Here is a 17,948-nt window from a genome sequence, read left to right as displayed (position 1 = left end):
TAGGGAACACTAGTTACTGACACAGGGTATCGGAGGCAAACCGATTTGCAGGATAACCGGCTGATAGCCAGTTTGTTGATTAAGCTGTTTAGCCAAGAAACGTGAAACCCCAAAAGCGGCACAGCCACCTAAAATAGCCCCTAATACCGCAGCAAGATTACTCTCAAACCACCATTGCAATAAGCCACCACCCAACATCAACCCCAACAAAGGTGTCATGTAAACCAACATGGCTGAACGCAATAGGCTACCTTCTGCAATACCAATTTCAACACGTTGGCCAGGATGGAGTGGTTGTGATACCGACAACTGTAAATAGTGTTGGTTTTCCGGCAGCAACTCGTTGAGCGCGCGAGCACCACAACCAGAACGAGCGCTACAACTGCCACAACCTGCTTTTGGCTCGCAACGCAACAGCGCTACACCCTGTTGCCATGAGACAACCGTCGCCCACTCTTTCATCATGATTTAGCCCCCTTGAATGCAATGCTTTCTGCAATCCGTTTGGCGGTTGTTGGGGGTAATTCGCCAACCACCGTAATCTCATAACCATCGCGAATTTCGGTCTGGATGGTACGACGCCCCTGGCGGTAAAACTGCTGGCTGGTATCGCTGCCAGAAGACGTAATATTGACCGAGAAACTGAACAGACCATCACTATAAAGACGTGACTCCACCTGATCAGTCATATTCGGTAACTTGCGGCGATTACTCGCCACTTCTTTCACGCCCGCAGGCAACCAGCCGGTAGTCCAATTAAAGGTGAGGGTTTTCGCTGCGGGTAACGACAGCAAAGGAGGCAGGTTAGCGTCGAGTAAACCTTGCATCACACTCATCACCTGTTCACCCACCACGACTGAAATAACCCGGTACTGCTCCAGCATTTCACCATCACGATCCAACAAGTCCACTCGCAACGGCAACCTGTTTTCAGTATCGATCCAGATGACATAGCTAAAACGCGAACCATCTCGCGCTACAATACGGAAAACATCACAGGGGCGATCAGAAATACGTGTATGCCCAACAGAGATAAAATCGTAGTATTTCTGCAAAGTGCTAAAATCAGCAAAAACGATGGCTGGCAATGCATCGACGATATGCTCACCAGAGAGTGTGAAAGGTTCCAGGCCAGGCTCAAAATAGCTGATCCCGCCGCCACGTTGTAATACTTCCCGGCGGGGGCCATCCATATGCAGCAGTTGCCCTAAGGGCTGTTTATCAACCACCGCATGGCGGTAGCGTAACGACTCTATCCCTTGATTACTGACGCTGATATAGGCGAGTTCATAATTAAGTGAACGGCTGGCACTGCTCATCTGTTGCAATATCGCCCCGGCGTCAGGAGGCTGCGCCGAGGCGATATTCGCATTGAGCAGGCTGCCCGTCAAAAGACAGACGGATAACCAATATTGCTTCATTACTGCTGTTGCATTCCTAAAGACTGAGTACCAGGAACCTGAATGCCGGCCTGTTGTGGGCTACGCTGCCCAGCCTGCATTTGATCAGAGTGCAAACGGCGTTGCAGTTCGTAATCCTGCAGCATGGCATTGATACGCTTACGCTGTTCTTGTACCTGCTGCCGCTGGCCACTACCGGTAGAGAAATTGTCTGCAGGCACCCCCAGACTCACTGGCGAAACCTGCCCCATGATCGGTAACGTGTTAAACGCAGGTGACTCAAAGCCACCAGGTTGTTCAGTGGGTTGATTGTAATGCTGAACACCGACAATCACCGCCAAAGAAACACAAGCCGCCACACCGACTTGCGTCAGTTGGCTAGCCCAAGGGCGCACCTTGTGCCAGAACGGCAACTTTTCCCAAGTGTGGGACTGTGGCTGAGACTCAAGAACTGCCGAAGGAACCAGACGTACAGGTTCTTTTTCCAGCGCAGCGGCAACGCGATCTGCAATATCGAGATACACGACTTGCCCGATATCACCCCGTAATGTGTCGCGTATCAGGTGATAGCTCTGCCAGCTTTGTTGAAGAGCTCTATCTTTGCCCAATGAATTCAATAGTTCATTGTCGAGCATTTCACCGTCCATCAGAGAGGAAAGCTTTTCTTTCTGCATGCCTAGGTACCCTTTCCTGTGTCCGCTATCGCTAACGTTGGATCAGCGGTTGAACTTTATTGTCAATAGCTTCCCGGGCACGAAAAATACGCGAACGTACAGTTCCAACCGGGCAATCCATAATATCAGCTATCTCTTCATAGCTTAGACCATCCAACTCCCGCAGAGTAATTGCCATGCGCAGATCCTCTGGGAGTGACTCAATAGTACGGAAAACGATCTGTTTCAGTTCTTCTGACAACATTAAGTTCTCAGGGTTCGAAATTTCTTTCAGTGCACCGGCACTTTCGTAATTTTCGGCATCATTGGCATCTACATCATTCGATGGTGGACGCCGCCCCTGAGCAACCAGATAATTCTTTGCCGTATTGACAGCGATTCGATAAAGCCAAGTGTAAAAAGCACTATCACCACGGAATGATTCCAATGCACGATAGGCTTTAATAAACGACTCCTGCACCACATCCGGCACATCGGCCTGTGGCACATAGCGTGAAACCAGGCTCGCCACTTTATGCTGGTAACGAACCACCAGTAAATTGAACGATTTCTGATCACCTTTCTGGACCCGCTCAACCAGAACCTGATCCGTTAACTGCTCACTCATCCGAGGTAAATTCTCCTCAAATCCGTTTCCACGGGTAAAATTGTACCGCCAGCCATAACATTGTTTTCCTTGAGCAAGCGCATGGTTTGAGTTCATATAGAACATAAAGTTCCATGTCGCCACTGTTTTTTCTATAAATGTCGTCTTATCCGTGGCATTTGCCCGGAAGAGTAGGCTAACATGAATTTCACTCTTCTTCTGCACACATCATACGTTATGCAACCATCATCTGAACATGTTAGCGATGTCTTGATCATTGGCAGCGGTGCTGCTGGCCTGTCACTGGCGCTACGTCTGGCAGATCATTGCAAGATTACGGTCCTTTGCAAGGGCCTGCTTAATGAAGGTGCCACCTTTTATGCCCAAGGTGGGATCGCCGCCGTCTTTGATGAAACAGACAGCATCGCCTCACACGTTAATGACACACTGATCGCCGGGGCAGGCTTGTGTGATAAAGAGGCCGTCGAGTTTATTGCCGGAAATGCACGCCACTGTGTGCAATGGCTGATCGACCAAGGTGTCTTGTTCGATACTGAAACCGACCGACATGGCGAAGAACGCTATCACCTGACACGTGAGGGCGGACATAGCCACCGCCGTATTCTGCATGCCGCTGATGCAACAGGTAAAGAAGTAGAAACTACCCTGATAGGGAAAGCAAGCACACACCCGAATATTTGCGTGATGGAACGCCAAAATGCCGTAGACCTGATTACTTCTGACAAAATTGGGCTACCGGGTACCAAGCGCGTCGTCGGTGCTTACGTTTGGAACCGTGAATTGGAACAGGTGGAAACCCACCGAGCCAAAACGGTGGTGCTGGCGACGGGAGGAGCCGCCAAAGTTTACCAATATACCACCAACCCGGATATCTCCTCCGGCGATGGGATCGCCATGGCTTGGCGTGCTGGCTGCCGGGTCGCCAATCTGGAGTTTAACCAGTTCCATCCAACCTGTCTGTTTCACCCACAAGCCCGAAACTTCTTGCTGACCGAGGCATTGCGTGGCGAAGGCGCCCACTTAAAACGCCCAGATGGTAGCCGCTTTATGCCAGACTTTGACTCACGTGGCGAGTTGGCCCCACGTGACATTGTTGCCCGAGCGATTGACCATGAGATGAAACGCCTGGGTGCCGACTGCATGTACTTGGACATTAGCCATAAACCTGCGGAATTCATCACTCAGCACTTCCCGATGATCTATGAAAAGCTCTTGACGCTAGGTATTGATCTCACTCAACAACCGATCCCTATTGTCCCAGCGGCTCATTACACCTGTGGTGGTGTGATGGTGGACCAATATGGCCGAACCGATTTAGACGGACTCTATGCGATTGGTGAAGTCAGCTACACCGGCCTGCATGGCGCCAACCGCATGGCATCCAACTCACTCCTCGAATGCCTGGTTTATGGCTGGTCCGCCGCCGAAGATCTGCTAATGCGCCTGCCCACCATCAAACTGGCCAAGCAGCTGCCGCAGTGGGATGAAAGCCGTGTGGATGATTCCGATGAGCGCGTGGTGATCCAGCATAACTGGCACGAATTACGGCTGTTTATGTGGGACTATGTGGGCATTGTGCGCACCACAAAACGCCTGGAGCGCGCGCTGCGACGTATCAATACCCTACAACAGGAGATTGACGAATATTATGCCAATTTCCGTATCTCCAACAATCTGCTGGAGTTACGTAACCTGGTGCTGGTTGCCGAACTGATGGTACGCAGCGCAATGGAACGCAAGGAGAGCCGTGGGTTGCATTACACATTGGACTACCCGGACCTGTTGCCTGATCCGCAGACGACTATTCTGCAACCTTGAGGTTTTCTCTTTCCCCCGATTCAGTAATTCAGATAAAAATCGGTAATTAACTGGCGGAAATCAGCCGTATAGCTGCCATCCGCCAACTTTATCGCCAACGCCCTCTCTTCTGTTACCGCCACCTGGCGGGTTAAGGCAACGATAATACGGTGCTTGGCGGTATCAGCCCGATCGCTGATGTTCAACCGGCGTGCGGTATACCAGCCGCGCTGATGGGCGTTCAGTTCAAAAGCGATGCCAATGTCATAAGGTAATATCACGCAGAAATGACCACTCGCCGTGATGAGCCGTTCAGCGCAATCGAGCAAAGCATCATGGGTCAGTGTTTCGGTATAGCGGGCATTGGCACGGGCAAGATCACGGCAAGCTACGGCAGGTTCGAAATAGGGGGGGTTACTGACTATCAGATCATAGTAATCAGCCCGCTGCTGGGCGAAATGATGAATATCCTGGCTATGCACTTCAATTTTTTGCTGCCAAGGGGAAGCCTGAACATTGTCGTTGGCCTGAGTTGCCGCCTCATTATCCAGTTCCACCGCATCAATGGTGACGTCAGCAGGCGTTCGTTGTGCCAGCATCAGTGCAATTAGCCCACTGCCACAACCGATGTCCAGTATCCGCTGTTTATGCGCCACCGCGACCCAGGCCCCCAGCAGCACCGCATCCGTTCCCACTTTCATGGCACAACGATCATGCGCAACAAAAAACTGCTTAAAGGTAAAACCACCGCGACGCGGGGATAATTTAGCTTTAGATTGATTACTCACCATGGCCACCCACCAACAAAACTGGCGTAGCATAAGGTAATCTGAGTCAGGGTAAAAGAGATGCTTTTTTTAAAAAGGGTGAACCCGGCAACTATCCCGTCTATAATCGGCGCCCCAAGTAGAGGTAGACCATGACAGCAACCCAATTTTCCGAACTCGAACTCGATGAGCGCCTGATTAGCGCGCTCCGTGATAAAGGCTATAGTCGCCCTACCGCCATTCAGGCCGAAGCGATCCCCCCAGCGATGGACGGCCGCGATGTATTAGGCTCGGCGCCGACTGGCACGGGCAAAACAGCCGCATTCCTGTTACCCGTTTTGCAGCATCTGCTGGATTTCCCGCGTAAAAAATCTGGCCCACCGCGCGTGCTGATCCTCACCCCCACCCGTGAACTGGCCATGCAGGTGGCCGACCAGGCACGTGAGTTAGCTGCCCATACCTCACTGGATATTGCCACCATCACCGGTGGTGTGGCCTATATGAACCACGCCGAGGTATTCAGTGAAAACCAGGACCTGGTCGTGGCGACTACGGGCCGTTTACTGCAATACATCAAAGAAGAAAACTTTGATTGCCGGGCCGTAGAGACGCTGATCCTTGATGAAGCGGACCGCATGCTTGATATGGGTTTTGCCCAGGATATTGAAACTATTTCTGCTGAAACACGCTGGCGCACTCAGACACTGCTGTTTTCCGCTACGCTGGAAGGCGAGGCTATTCGTGAATTTGCCGAGCGTATTCTGAAAGAGCCGGTGGAAGTAGAAGCTGATCCGTCCCGCCGTGAGCGTAAAAAAATTCTGCAATGGTATTACCGGGCTGACGATATCAAGCATAAAACCGCCCTGCTGATTCACCTGTTGCAGCAGCCTGACGTGCAAAAGTCAGTGATTTTTGTGCGCAAACGTGAGCGCGTGCATGAACTGGCAGCCTGGTTACGTGAAGCCGGTATCAATACCTGTTATCTCGAAGGTGAAATGGTCCAGGCCAAGCGCAACGAAGCGGTAAAGCGCATGATGGATGGCCGGGTCAATGTTCTGATCGCCACCGATATCGCCGCACGCGGGTTGGATATTCTGGATATCACCCATGTGTTCAACTTTGATATGCCACTCACTGCCGATATCTATCTACACCGCATCGGCCGTACTGGTCGTGCCGGGCGCAAAGGCACTGCAATTTCACTGGTTGAAGCCCATGACCATCTACTGTTAGGGAAAGTAGGCCGTTATCTCAATGAACCACTGAAAGCCCGCATCATTGATGAACTGCGCCCCACCAGTAGAGTACCCAGTGAAAAAAATAGCGGTAAGCCATCCAAAAAGGTGTTGGCTAAACGTGCAGAAAGCAAGTTGAAGACTCAGGAAAAGGCTAAAGTGAAGGTACGCCATCGTGATGCCAAAAACGTGGGTAAGCGCCGCCAGCCAGCGGCTAAACCGGGCACCGAGTAACTCCCCTATTCCCTTCACTCACTGACAGATGCGCAAAAAAAAGAACCCCATAAAATGGGGTTCATTTATATCACTTAGCGGGTCGCAACACCCCTATCACTCAAACTGAGATTACAGACTTTCAGTAAAAGTACGAGCAATAACGTCACGTTGTTGTTCTGGAGTCAGTGAGTTGAAACGCACTGCATAGCCAGAAACACGGATGGTCAACTGTGGGTATTTCTCAGGATGCTTGACGGCATCTTCCAGCGTTTCGCGACGTAATACGTTCACATTCAGATGCTGGCCACCTTCAACGCGTACCGTTGGTTGCATTTCCATTGGTACTTCACGATATTCGATCTGGCCCAATTCGCTCACAGGAACGACCTGATCTTCTACATAGTCTGCTTTGGCACATACGCAACGCGCTTGTGCGTTCTCTTCATCCAGCAACCAGAAAGAGTTAACCAATGCCTGATTGTTAGCTTTAGTGATTTGAATACCAGTAATCATTTTGTTGCCTCCGTAGTGGGGAGAAAAATTCTACTTCGCCGAAAATCTGAATTCCGGCTATTTGGTAAAACCAATGTTGTCTTGTTGTTCTATATACCAGCCTGACGAGGGACTTACCTTGATTTAAATCAATTTTTGTCAGGCGCCAAAATGACGGTGAGCGGCAAATTTATGTTTTATATCAATTTTACTCTTTTTTGCTTTTAAAATTATTTTTGTAAAATATCAAAAAAATTTGCATCACTCCTCATCTGGCAATCAAATCATCAACCTGCCAACTCACCAAAAAATTCCCCTCCTCAGTAAGTTGAATCACGCCACGCAGAAAAGCCAGTTTCAGCCAATGAAAGTTAACGGTAAGCTATAGGCTATAATTCGTTAACGAAAACAAAGGAGAGTGTAGATGTCTACCCCCCTCACTTGGCATGACGTGATTGGCAAAGAGAAAGAGCAGCCCTATTTTCTTGAAACACTCGACTTTGTGGCCAACGAGCGCCAATCTGGTAAGACCATTTATCCACCACAGAAAGATGTGTTTAATGCTTTCCGTTTTACTGAGTTAGCAGATGTCAAAGTGGTGATCCTCGGCCAGGACCCTTACCACGGCCCCAATCAAGCGCACGGCTTGTCATTTTCTGTGCAGCCAGGCATTCCGGCACCGCCTTCATTAGTCAATATGTATAAGGAACTGATGACGGATATCCCTGGCTTCGAACGCCCTACACATGGTTGCCTGCAAAGCTGGGCAGAACAAGGCGTGTTGTTACTCAATACCGTATTAACCGTAGAAGCAGGACGTGCCCATTCTCATGCCAATTTAGGATGGGAAACTTTTACTGACCGGGTAATTGCTGCTTTAAATGAAAACCGTCAAGGGGTGGTATTTCTACTCTGGGGAGCACATGCGCAAAAGAAAGGGAATATTATCGACCGCCAACGCCATCATGTGTTGAAAGCGCCCCATCCTTCGCCGCTTTCTGCTCACCGTGGCTTTTTGGGTTGCCACCACTTCTCGCAGACCAACCAGTTGCTGCAACAGCAAGGTTTGACGCCCATTGATTGGGTACCGGTTCTGCCGCAGGTATAATCGTAAACTCGAAAAAAATGGCACTAGCAACTGACTAAAAAGGCACCTTAAGGTGCCTTGTGTCACTAAACCAGATCAAGACTTGGCTTTGGAAACCGCCACCATCGCCGGGCGCAGCAGACGGCCATTAAGCGTATAACCTTTCTGCATTACCATCATCACGTGATTCGGTTGGTGGTCCGCAGACTCCAGCAGGGTCATTGCCTGATGGACATCCGGGTTGAATGGCACATTGATGTCACCCACCACTTCGATGCCGTACTTGCGTACTGCGTCCAACATGGATTTGAGTGTCAACTCAATCCCTTCGATCATCGGCACCAGCTCGGCATTATTTTTATCTGCCAGTTCCAATGCACGCTCCAGGCTGTCGATCACTGGCAACAAATCACCGGAAAACTTCTCCAGGGCGAATTTGTGCGCCTTCTCGACATCGAGTTCACTACGACGGCGGATATTTTCCATCTCAGCCTTGGCACGTAGCAGACTTTCACGCTCATGTTGATGGGCTTCGGCCAATTGGGTTTCCAATTCAGCAATACGTTCAGCGCGTAGATCAACACCTTCCATCATATCCAGCATGGTTTCATCGTGTTGTGCTTGCTGTTCCATTTCGTCCGAAACTTGCTCGTTTGGCGTTTTCTGTTCTTTACTACTCATGAATATCTCCGCGTTTTAGCATTAATCCCGCAACTTCGTTTATTATGGGGATCAAAAATGGGCTTTCAAGTCAACCAGTCACAATGTGGGACATAAACAACCCCAGGTGAGGAAAAGCACCGCCATGAATAAAAAATTTACCTGTATTGGCATTGTTGGACATCCGCGTCACCCTTCTGCTCTGGCAACCCACGAGATGCTATTTCAATGGTTAACCTCGTTAGGCTACCCGGTGATGATTGAAAGCCAGATTGCGCAGGATCTCAAGCTGAAAAACGCGGTAACTGGCAGCTTGGCGGATATTGGGCAACACGCCGACCTTGCCGTGGTGGTTGGCGGGGATGGCAATATGCTGGGGGCCGCACGGGTCTTGGCACGTTATGACATCAAAGTGATTGGGGTTAACCGGGGGAATCTCGGCTTCCTGACCGATCTTGATCCTGATAATGCGCTTCAGCAACTGGCCGACGTGCTAGAAGGCGAATATATCGACGAGCAACGTTTTCTGCTGGAAGCTATCGTTCATAAAGATCACCAGCAATGCCGCATCAGCACCGCCATTAACGAAGTGGTGCTACACCCCGGCAAAGTTGCCCATATGATCGAATTTGAGGTTTACATTGATGACCGCTTTGCTTTCTCACAACGTTCCGATGGCCTGATTATCGCCACGCCAACCGGTTCTACTGCCTATTCGCTTTCTGCGGGGGGGCCAATATTAACCCCGTCGTTAGAAGCCATTGCGCTGGTTCCCATGTTCCCGCATACCCTTTCTGCACGGCCATTGGTCATTAATGGCAACAGCACCATCAGGCTAAAATTTTCCCATACCGGTAGTGACCTGGAAATAAGTTGTGACAGCCAGATAGCCCTGCCGATTCAGGAGAGCGAAGAAGTATTAATCCGCCGCAGTGATTTCCACCTGAATTTGATTCACCCAAAGGATTACAACTACTTCAATACCCTGAGCACCAAACTGGGCTGGTCAAAAAAATTGTTCTAAAAAATAATTGTTCTAAAAAATGCCCGGGCCTCTTTACTGTATATAAAACCAGTTTATACTGTATGAAATCACAGTTGTGAATTTATACACGGGAGAGGCCCTATGTTAGCCCAATTGACCATCAACAATTTTGCTATCGTTCGCGAACTGGAAATCGACTTCCAATCGGGTATGACCGCTATCACCGGTGAAACTGGTGCCGGTAAATCAATTGCCATTGATGCATTAGGTCTCTGCCTGGGTAACCGTGCTGACGGTAACGTTGTCCGCCAGGGGGCGGCTCGTGCCGATATCTGCGCACGTTTTTCGTTGGCTGACACCCCCTCTGCCCGTGAATGGCTGGAACAAAATCAACTGGATGACAGCAATGAGTGCCTATTACGCCGCGTAATCAGTGCGGATGGGCGCTCACGTGGCTTTATTAATGGCACTGCGGTGCCGCTCTCGCAATTGCGCGATCTCGGCCAGCACCTGATCCAGATCCACGGTCAACATGCTCACCAATTGCTATTGAAACCTGAACACCAAAAGCTGTTGTTGGATGCCTATGCCAGTGAACCTGAGCTACTGGCCGCCATGCGCCAGGCTTACCAACAATGGCACCAAAGCTGCCGCGAACTGGCACACCATCAACAGCAGTCCATTGAACGTGATGCGCGCATACAACTGCTGCAGTATCAGTTGAAAGAGCTGAATGAGTTTGCCCCGCAAGGCGGTGAGTTTGAACAGATCGATACCGAATATAAACGCCTGGCCAACAGTGGCCAGTTATTGACCCTCAGCCAGCAAGCGCTGCAACTGTTGGCTGATGATGATGAGCATAATATGCTCAGCCAACTCCACAGCACCAAGCATCTGTTAGCTGAACTGACCAGCATGGACGATAAATTAAGTGGTTTGCTCAACATGCTGGAAGAAGCCTCAATTCAAATCAGCGAAGCCAGCGACGAATTACGCCATTATGCCGACAGCATGGACCTTGACCCCAACCGGCTACATGAACTTGAACAGCGCCTTTCCCAGCAAATGAGCCTGGCACGCAAACACCATGTCTCGCCAGAAGAGTTGCCCAATCTGCATCAGCAACTGTTGGCAGAGCAACAACAACTGGCACAGCAGGAAAGCTGTCATCAACAACTCAGCCAGGCCGTCAGCCTGCATCATCAGCACGCATTGGATCTGGCTCAACAGCTGCATCAGAAACGCCAGCACTATGCCACTGAACTGAACCAGTTGATTACCGAAAGCATGAACACGCTCTCTATGCCGCACGGTAAATTCAATATTGAGGTCAATTTTGAACCTGAATATCTGGGTAGCGAAGGGGCAAGCCGTATTGAGTTCTTTGTTTCTACCAACCCTGGGCAACCGCTGCAAGCTCTGGCTAAAGTCGCCTCGGGCGGTGAACTCTCCCGTATTGCGCTGGCAATCCAGGTGATTACGGCACGTAAAATGGAAACCCCAGCGTTGATATTCGATGAAGTTGATGTGGGGATCAGTGGTCCCACTGCGGCGATCGTTGGCCGCCTGTTACGTCAGCTAGGGGAATCGACTCAAGTGATGTGTGTCACACACTTGCCGCAGGTTGCCGGTTGTGGTCATCAACATTTCTTTGTCAGCAAACAAACAGACGGTACAGAGACCGAAACACAGATGTTGCAACTGGATAAACGGGCCCGGTTACAAGAGCTGGCACGCCTGCTGGGGGGGAGTGAAGTCACCAAAAATACCTTGGCAAATGCAAAAGAACTGCTGGCCGCATAACTTTTTTACGTTTCCGAGGTCATATAGAAGCCCTGTAAAGGTTTCCAACTGCTGCAAGGTCTATTATCATCAGTAACCTATGCCCTAAAGGAATGTGATTACTATGCGTTGTAAAATGCTGACAGCTGCCGCTGTAGTTCTTGTGATGCTGACTGCAGGCTGTTCTACTTTTCAAAAGTTGGTCTATCGGCCTGATATCAACCAGGGTAACTACCTGACACCAGCCTCTGTGGCAAAAATCCACAAGGGGATGACACAACAACAGGTTGCTTACACATTGGGCACACCAATGGTACAGGATCCGTTTGGTACCCAAACGTGGTTCTACGTGTTCCGTCAACACCCTAGCCATGAACCAGTAACTCAGAAAACGCTGACACTGACCTTCGATAGCGCAGGTATCTTGACGGATATACAGAACAAGCCAGCGTTGGCTAAATAAGCAAGAGTGCGTTGTCTCTATTCGTATCGGGACAACACTGAGAGCACACAGTCTGAAGATAAAGATAAGGCACAGCCGTGCCTTGTCTTATTTTTTTGTTTTTTCGGCTTTTTCAGCCCGTTGGCGGCGTAATTCTTTCGGGTCGGCAAGCAAAGGGCGATAAATCTCCACCCGATCACCCTCATTAAGTACATCCTGCAATTTGGCGGGTCGACTATAAATGCCCACTTTATTGCTGGCTAGATCGATATCATGGCGTAATTCCAACAGCCCTGAAGCCTGAATGGCCTGTTCAACCGTAGCCCCTGCTGGCAACGTAACCTGGCGCAGATACTGGCGTTCTGGCAATGCATAAACCACTTCAACGCATATTTCAGACACGATAGACCTCTTTGGCACGCTGAGTGAACGCCTGCACCATATTCCCCGTCAGCTCCTTGAACACCTTACCAAAGGCCAGCTCAACCAACTTATTGGTGAACTCAAAATCGAGATGCAACTCAACTTTACACGCTTCTGGGCTTAATGCAGTGAACTGCCAGCCCCCCATCAGCTTACGGAATGGACCATCAACCAATTGCATATTAATGCGTTGATTATCCAACAAAGTATTACGTGTGGTGAACGTCTTGCTAATACCCGCCTTTGCAACCTCAACTGCAGCCGTCATCTCATTAGGGGAAGCAGCAATCACCCGGCTGCCGACACAACCTGGCAGAAATTCGGGGTAAGAAGAGACATCATTAACCAACTGGTACATCTGCTCGGCACTAAAAGGCACCAATGCAGAGCGACTGATCTGAGGCATATCATTTCCTGTAAGGCAAAAAACATGCGAATAGTACCATTTATCTGTGGCCAGACAAAAATCTGCTACCATTTGAGGCGTTCAAAAAAGAAGAAATAGCGCAGGTACAGAGCGTTAAGGGATTTCTTTCGTGGTTTCATCCAGTATAATGAGCAGACTATGACAAAGAAAAAAGCCCACAAACCCGGTTCCGCAACTATTGCGCAGAACAAGCGAGCACGTTTCGAGTACTCCATTGAAGAGGAGATCGAGGCGGGCTTGTCGCTGCAAGGTTGGGAAGTAAAATCACTACGTGCTGGCAAAGCTAACATCAGCGATAGCTATGTGATATTTCGTAACGGTGAAGCCTATCTATTCGGTGCCACCATTTCCCCGCTGAATGTCGCATCAACTCATGTGGTCTGCGATCCAACACGTTCCCGAAAACTGTTACTGAAAAAGCGTGAGCTAGATTCGTTAATTGGCCGCGTTACCCGTGACGGGTATACCGTTGTTGCCCTCTCCATGTATTGGAAAAATGCCTGGAGCAAAGTAAAAATTGGTGTAGCCAAGGGTAAAAAAGAACACGATAAGCGCGATGATATTAAAGATCGTGAATGGCAGACGGCGAAAGCCCGTATCATGAAGCATGCCAATCGTTAAGTCTCTGGCTTAACAGGATAGATTTCTGATATACTGCTCACAGTTACTTGGGGCTGATTCTGGATTCGACGGGATTTGCGAAGCCCAAGGAGCATGCCGAGGGGCGGTTTGCCTCGTAAAAAGCCGCAAAAAAATAGTCGCAAACGACGAAAACTACGCACTAGCAGCTTAATACCCTGCCTAGAGCCCTCTCTCCCTAGCTTCCGCTCTTAAGACGGGGATCAAGAGAGGTCAAACCCAAAAGAGATCGTGTGGAGACCTTGCCTGGGGTTGAAGCACTAAATCTAATCAGGCTAGTTTGTTAGTGGCGTGTCCATCCGCAGCTGACCGGCGAATGTAAAGATTGACTAAGCATGTAGTGCCGACGGTGTAGTAATTTCGGACGGGGGTTCAAATCCCCCCAGCTCCACCAAATAATGATCCGGGTATCACCAGATAAGCCCGGAGAAGTACGAAAAGCCCGCATGGTATAAGCCTTGCGGGCTTTTTTGTGTCTTTAACTTTCTGAACATATCCGGGTGAATCCGGGATTTATTGGTATACGTTTAGATGTAATCTATAAAGTATACCAATTATGTAAGGGAGCTAGTTATGGCGCGCCTAACCCCCCCTGCCCCACAATGAAATCCTCAAAGCCAAACTACACGCTGTACGACGGCGACGGTCTGTTCCTCCTGGTCAAGACCTGCGGCAAAAAGCTGTGGCGGTTACGCTACCAACGCCCGGGTACTGACAAGCGAACCAACGTAAGCCTAGGTGCCTACCCTGCTCTCTCATTAGCCGATGCCAGAAAGCTCCATGATGAAAAGCTTTCACTACTTGTTCATGGGATTAACCCGTAGGCCAAAGATGCAGAAGAAACAAAACAGCAACAGATCGCCCAGGAAAGCATTTTCCTTAACGTCGCCAAGCAGTGGTTTGCATTGAAGCAAGCCTATGTGAGCGAAGACCACGCAAAAGATATCTGGCGCTCCATCGAGAAAGATATTTTGCCTTCCCTAGAGAATGTCCCCGTTCAGGAAATTAAAGCGTGGTTGCTGAACAGGTATTAGAACCTATCAAAGCGCGTGGAACGTTAGAGACTGTTCTTCGACTTGTGCAACGTATCAACGAAATCATGATCTATGCCGTCAACACTGGCTTGATTGAGGCTAACCCTGCCTCTGATATCGGTAATGCGTTTGAGTACCACAAAAAGCAACATATGCCAACTATACGCCCCGAAGAATGAGCCAAGCTGATGCGCACTATCTCGATGAGTAATCTATCGGTACCCACTCGCTGTTTGCTTGAATGGCAATTATTGACGCTGATACTCCCTGCTGAAGCATCCGCAACCGCCTTTTCGGAAACCGATATAGAGAAAAGAGAATGGCGTATTCCAGCAGCACGCATGTAGGCAAAGCGAGGTCACATTGTTTTACTCTCAGACCAGGCATTAGATATACTCGAAATCATGCGGCCTATCAGCGGCAGACGTGAGTACGTATTCCCTGGCCGTAATGATCCGCGTAAACCAATGAATAGCCAAACGGCAAATGCTGCCTTAAAACGTATCGGCTATGATGGAAAATTAGTCGCACATGGTCTACGATCTATTGTTACTACAGTGATGAATAATGCTGGCTTTAATCTGATGCGATTGAAGCTGCATTAGCGCATAGTGATAAAAATGAAGTGAGACGTGCATACAATCGCTCTACGTATTTACAGCAGAGAAAAGAGTTAATATGTTGGTGGTCAGACATAGTAAGAAAACGCAAAATAGCGAATAAGGGATACCCAATGAGTATAGGATTCAATATAGTTGAGATAAAAAATGAAATTCACACATGTGTAATGAAGGGAGCTTCAGCGCAGGAAGTATTAAAAAATCTTTACCTGGAAAATAAATTTATAGCAAAAGAATCAGTGCTCTGGGACTATAAAGAAGAACTAGAGAATGATGAATTATCATTGGCAAAAGCAGTCAAGCAAATATCCAGCTTCCATAATAGCTTTGGTGGTTACATTATATATGGAGTTCGTGAGCAGGAAAAAGACAAAGTATTCATACCAATAGATACCGATCTAAGCAAGATAAATATTTCACAACTTAAAAATTTAATAAAAACTTATTTAGACGCTCAGATAGATATAACTTATTCAACATATCAAGTCGCATCAAGAGACAAAAATTTTAACATCGGTGTACTACATATACCTCAGAGAGAAAAAGATAGTACATTACCTGTTAAATTCATCAAAAGCAGTCCAAAAAAGAAAACAGCCACTTCAGAAAAGAATATATTTCTAGAAGGAGACGTTTATCTAAGAAAACTTGATGATTGTATGAAAGCCACTGCTACAGAAGATTGGCGATTTCTTTTTTCTCCTAGAACCTTCATGGAAATAAACAACAACACTAGGATAGAGGTTAGTATAGATCATAACCTCCCTGAGAGAAGAATAATTTGCCCTAAATTTATTGGCAGAGAGAGTATTTTATCTATACTATGGGAATGGCTCTCTGACCCTTTAGAATATACTAAGGTGCTAGCTGGTGATGGAGGGAAGGGCAAGACATCAATCGCCTATAAGTTTTGTCAGCAATTTTTAGATTCCCCACCTGCAAAGTTTGAACGAGTATTATGGTTAGGTGCTAAAGAAAAACAATTTTCCGGCTTCGATAATAGATATTTCAATCTACAAGAAGTAGACTTCACTGACTATAATAGCTTTTTAGTTACATTATCAGAGCATTGTGCCTTAGATGGGGATTTATTAGAATCAACATCAGTACAAAACATAAAACTAAAACTAAGGTCATCACTCCCTATTTTCCCATCTTTAATTATTATTGATAATGTTGACTCTTTGGAACAAGGCGAACAATTAAAAGTCGTTGACACTTGCAGGCAATTAGGTCAAGAAAAAGTTAGATTTTTAATAACCACAAGAAATAGATTCTCTTATTCAGATGATTTGTGTATAGAAGTCGGTGGATTAAAAAAATCAGACTATGAAGAACTATTAACCGAATATTGTGATAAATACTCTATAAAAAAACCAAACAAAAAGAAAATTGATAATATCTATCAAGCAACCGATGGTTCACCGTTGCTAACTCAATCCATACTTCGTCTTTGTAAATTAGGTGATACTTTTGATTCAGCAGTAACAGAATGGAAAGGGCAGACGGGTGAGGATGCTAGAAGTGCTGCTGTTGAAAGAGAAATACTTAGTTTAGGAATTGAAGCAAAAAGGGCTCTTTTGTGCATTTTTTACTTTGATAGCTGTTCCAAATCTGAGTTACAGCAAGCATCTGGATTACCTAAAATTAGGCTTAATGATGCTTTGATTGAACTACAATCATTGTTTTTGGTTAACGCTCCAAAATTCATCGAAAATGAAGATAGATTCTCAATTTCAATGACGACTAAATTGATATTATCTGAATTACAAGATAAGTTAGCAGCAGACTATAAGAATTTAAAAAAATCAATACAACAGATTCGACTTGGATTAAATACTCAAGGAAAACAAGGAAACACAAAGAGAATTGGGCTAGCCATTAGTCAAGCCCTATCGCTTATGAAAGAAGAGCGGGAATTAGAGGCTATAAAAACGATAACTAATGAACTACAAAGACAGCCTAAAAACTCCGACTTATTACTTGCACATGCCAGATGTATTTTACAGTCTGCATCTCCGAATTATGATGAAGCCAGAAAAATACTCAAGCAATCGTTTGATAACGGTCAAGAAAAAGAAATGCTATTCGATTTTTGGTATAATTGTGAAAACTCGTTAGGCTCTATCGCTGGAGAAATAGAAGTATCTCGATTAGCACTAGACAAGAAAAAGTTCAGCAACTATAAATGGGCATATTACTTAGCAAAAAGCTTAACTCATAGATCATCTTTACGAAATGGTATTGATAGAGTAAATGACCTAGTTGAGGCCAGTCAGTATCTAGCTATATCAATAAAAGACTCACAGAATAGAAACAAAGATATACACATTGCAGAATCATATGAAATGCACAATGTGATATGGAATACTCTTGAAAGTGATACTTCTATAGATTGGCTACAATCATTTGATGTAATGATTAATTTGATTTCTCATGGTGACATAAGGTCATTTACATATAAAAATGCACATAGATGTATTATCGAAGCAGAGTCAGAAGCAAAAACACAAAGAGCAAAGTTCAAGCTAAACAAAGCTAAGGAGAGATTTAACAAAACAATAATTAATAACCATAACGAAAACAAAAACATTCATGCATTAATGTTCGATATGGGAAATTAATTAACTTAAATATGCCGATCCAGAACTGGCGATTAGC

The 17,948-nt window shown here is 47.2% G+C and carries 17 protein-coding genes, 1 other RNA gene and 1 pseudogene; 10 read left to right on the top strand and 9 right to left on the bottom strand.

What is annotated here, in order from left to right; all coding sequences use genetic code 11:
• Positions 1-9: 9 nt before the first annotated feature.
• Genes rseC through rpoE form a run of 4 tightly spaced genes read right to left on the bottom strand, consistent with a single transcriptional unit; the run spans position 10 to position 2,681 of the window.
• Positions 10-465: a SoxR-reducing system protein RseC gene (gene rseC, locus ACX9GV_RS04075; RefSeq protein ID WP_037386958.1), complete on the bottom strand. Its 456-nt coding sequence runs from the start codon at positions 463-465 to the stop codon at positions 10-12.
• The gene (gene rseB, locus ACX9GV_RS04070) at positions 462-1,421 is read right to left on the bottom strand and encodes a sigma-E factor regulatory protein RseB (RefSeq protein WP_473197129.1); all 960 of its coding nucleotides are present in this window, start codon (positions 1,419-1,421) and stop codon (positions 462-464) included. The genes rseC and rseB overlap by 4 nt, the downstream gene beginning before the upstream one ends.
• Entirely contained in the window at positions 1,421-2,074 is a 654-nt protein-coding gene (gene rseA / locus ACX9GV_RS04065; protein ID WP_473197128.1) for an anti-sigma-E factor RseA, read from the bottom strand. The genes rseB and rseA overlap by 1 nt, the downstream gene beginning before the upstream one ends.
• 31 nt (positions 2,075-2,105) lie before the next feature.
• Positions 2,106-2,681: an RNA polymerase sigma factor RpoE gene (rpoE, locus tag ACX9GV_RS04060; RefSeq protein WP_023489125.1), complete on the bottom strand. Its 576-nt coding sequence runs from the start codon at positions 2,679-2,681 to the stop codon at positions 2,106-2,108.
• A gap of 216 nt (positions 2,682-2,897) precedes the next feature.
• Between rpoE and nadB the strand changes: the two genes are divergently transcribed.
• Positions 2,898-4,499, top strand: a complete 1,602-nt coding sequence (gene nadB, locus ACX9GV_RS04055; protein WP_200874196.1) for an L-aspartate oxidase — start codon at positions 2,898-2,900, stop codon at positions 4,497-4,499.
• Positions 4,500-4,519: 20 nt separating this feature from the next.
• Here nadB and trmN read toward each other — a convergent pair whose 3' ends face one another.
• Entirely contained in the window at positions 4,520-5,266 is a 747-nt protein-coding gene (gene trmN / locus ACX9GV_RS04050) for a tRNA(1)(Val) (adenine(37)-N(6))-methyltransferase TrmN (protein ID WP_473197974.1), read from the bottom strand.
• A gap of 131 nt (positions 5,267-5,397) precedes the next feature.
• Between trmN and srmB the strand changes: the two genes are divergently transcribed.
• Complete coding sequence (srmB, locus tag ACX9GV_RS04045) at positions 5,398-6,714, top strand: ATP-dependent RNA helicase SrmB (protein ID WP_023489122.1); 1,317 nt, start codon at positions 5,398-5,400, stop codon at positions 6,712-6,714.
• 111 nt (positions 6,715-6,825) lie between these two features.
• On the opposite strand, the gene grcA is transcribed toward srmB, so the two are convergent.
• A complete protein-coding gene (gene grcA / locus ACX9GV_RS04040; protein ID WP_023489121.1) occupies positions 6,826-7,209 on the bottom strand; it encodes an autonomous glycyl radical cofactor GrcA in 384 nt (127 codons plus the stop codon).
• A gap of 403 nt (positions 7,210-7,612) precedes the next feature.
• Here grcA and ung point away from each other — a divergent pair, with 403 nt between their 5' ends.
• Positions 7,613-8,296 carry a uracil-DNA glycosylase gene (ung, locus tag ACX9GV_RS04035; RefSeq protein WP_473197127.1) on the top strand — a complete coding sequence of 228 codons (684 nt, stop codon included), beginning with the start codon at positions 7,613-7,615 and terminating at the stop codon, positions 8,294-8,296.
• Between the two features lie 75 nt (positions 8,297-8,371).
• Here ung and grpE read toward each other — a convergent pair whose 3' ends face one another.
• A complete protein-coding gene (gene grpE, locus ACX9GV_RS04030; RefSeq protein WP_023489119.1) occupies positions 8,372-8,956 on the bottom strand; it encodes a nucleotide exchange factor GrpE in 585 nt (194 codons plus the stop codon).
• A 124-nt stretch (positions 8,957-9,080) separates the two neighbouring features.
• Between grpE and nadK the strand changes: the two genes are divergently transcribed.
• From nadK to bamE, 3 genes are all read left to right on the top strand, one after another.
• Positions 9,081-9,959: an NAD(+) kinase gene (gene nadK, locus ACX9GV_RS04025; protein WP_023489118.1), complete on the top strand. Its 879-nt coding sequence runs from the start codon at positions 9,081-9,083 to the stop codon at positions 9,957-9,959.
• Positions 9,960-10,061: 102 nt separating this feature from the next.
• Positions 10,062-11,723: a DNA repair protein RecN gene (gene recN / locus ACX9GV_RS04020; protein WP_473197126.1), complete on the top strand. Its 1,662-nt coding sequence runs from the start codon at positions 10,062-10,064 to the stop codon at positions 11,721-11,723.
• 103 nt (positions 11,724-11,826) lie between these two features.
• The gene (gene bamE / locus ACX9GV_RS04015; protein WP_473197125.1) at positions 11,827-12,165 is read left to right on the top strand and encodes an outer membrane protein assembly factor BamE; all 339 of its coding nucleotides are present in this window, start codon (positions 11,827-11,829) and stop codon (positions 12,163-12,165) included.
• Between the two features lie 87 nt (positions 12,166-12,252).
• Here the strand turns inward: bamE and ACX9GV_RS04010 are convergent, their stop codons facing one another.
• Positions 12,253-12,546 (bottom strand): RnfH family protein, encoded by a 294-nt coding sequence (locus ACX9GV_RS04010; protein ID WP_473197124.1) that lies wholly within the window; start codon positions 12,544-12,546, stop codon positions 12,253-12,255.
• Entirely contained in the window at positions 12,539-12,973 is a 435-nt protein-coding gene (locus ACX9GV_RS04005) for a type II toxin-antitoxin system RatA family toxin (protein WP_473197123.1), read from the bottom strand. Before ACX9GV_RS04005 ends, ACX9GV_RS04010 begins: the two co-directional genes overlap by 8 nt.
• 159 nt (positions 12,974-13,132) lie before the next feature.
• On the opposite strand from ACX9GV_RS04005, the gene smpB reads away from it, so the two are divergent.
• From smpB to ACX9GV_RS03985, 4 genes and pseudogenes are all read left to right on the top strand, one after another.
• Complete coding sequence (gene smpB, locus ACX9GV_RS04000; RefSeq protein ID WP_023492393.1) at positions 13,133-13,615, top strand: SsrA-binding protein SmpB; 483 nt, start codon at positions 13,133-13,135, stop codon at positions 13,613-13,615.
• Positions 13,616-13,664: 49 nt separating this feature from the next.
• Positions 13,665-14,027, top strand: a transfer-messenger RNA (tmRNA) gene (ssrA, locus tag ACX9GV_RS03995).
• 208 nt (positions 14,028-14,235) lie between these two features.
• Positions 14,236-15,382, top strand: a pseudogene (locus tag ACX9GV_RS03990) (integrase domain-containing protein); the annotation flags it as partial.
• An 18-nt stretch (positions 15,383-15,400) separates the two neighbouring features.
• Positions 15,401-17,911, top strand: a complete 2,511-nt coding sequence (locus ACX9GV_RS03985) for an ATP-binding protein (protein WP_473197973.1) — start codon at positions 15,401-15,403, stop codon at positions 17,909-17,911.
• The last annotated feature ends 37 nt before the right edge of the window (positions 17,912-17,948 follow it).

The organism is Serratia sp. 25CWL12 (genome assembly GCF_055790885.1).
This window is presented reverse-complemented; position numbering and strand designations above follow the sequence as displayed.

Bases quoted from the DNA above. Each gene is read 5' to 3' on its own strand.
- rseC (WP_037386958.1), bottom strand. From the start codon at position 465: ATGATGAAAGAGTGGGCGACGGTTGTCTCATGGCAACAGGGTGTAGCG.
- rseB (WP_473197129.1), bottom strand. From the start codon at position 1,421: ATGAAGCAATATTGGTTATCCGTCTGTCTTTTGACGGGCAGCCTGCTC.
- rseA (WP_473197128.1), bottom strand. From the start codon at position 2,074: ATGCAGAAAGAAAAGCTTTCCTCTCTGATGGACGGTGAAATGCTCGAC.
- rpoE (WP_023489125.1), bottom strand. From the start codon at position 2,681: ATGAGTGAGCAGTTAACGGATCAGGTTCTGGTTGAGCGGGTCCAGAAA.
- nadB (WP_200874196.1), top strand. From the start codon at position 2,898: ATGCAACCATCATCTGAACATGTTAGCGATGTCTTGATCATTGGCAGC.
- srmB (WP_023489122.1), top strand. From the start codon at position 5,398: ATGACAGCAACCCAATTTTCCGAACTCGAACTCGATGAGCGCCTGATT.
- grcA (WP_023489121.1), bottom strand. From the start codon at position 7,209: ATGATTACTGGTATTCAAATCACTAAAGCTAACAATCAGGCATTGGTT.
- ung (WP_473197127.1), top strand. From the start codon at position 7,613: ATGTCTACCCCCCTCACTTGGCATGACGTGATTGGCAAAGAGAAAGAG.
- grpE (WP_023489119.1), bottom strand. From the start codon at position 8,956: ATGAGTAGTAAAGAACAGAAAACGCCAAACGAGCAAGTTTCGGACGAA.
- nadK (WP_023489118.1), top strand. From the start codon at position 9,081: ATGAATAAAAAATTTACCTGTATTGGCATTGTTGGACATCCGCGTCAC.
- recN (WP_473197126.1), top strand. From the start codon at position 10,062: ATGTTAGCCCAATTGACCATCAACAATTTTGCTATCGTTCGCGAACTG.
- bamE (WP_473197125.1), top strand. From the start codon at position 11,827: ATGCGTTGTAAAATGCTGACAGCTGCCGCTGTAGTTCTTGTGATGCTG.
- ACX9GV_RS04005 (WP_473197123.1), bottom strand. From the start codon at position 12,973: ATGCCTCAGATCAGTCGCTCTGCATTGGTGCCTTTTAGTGCCGAGCAG.
- smpB (WP_023492393.1), top strand. From the start codon at position 13,133: ATGACAAAGAAAAAAGCCCACAAACCCGGTTCCGCAACTATTGCGCAG.
- ACX9GV_RS03985 (WP_473197973.1), top strand. From the start codon at position 15,401: ATGAGTATAGGATTCAATATAGTTGAGATAAAAAATGAAATTCACACA.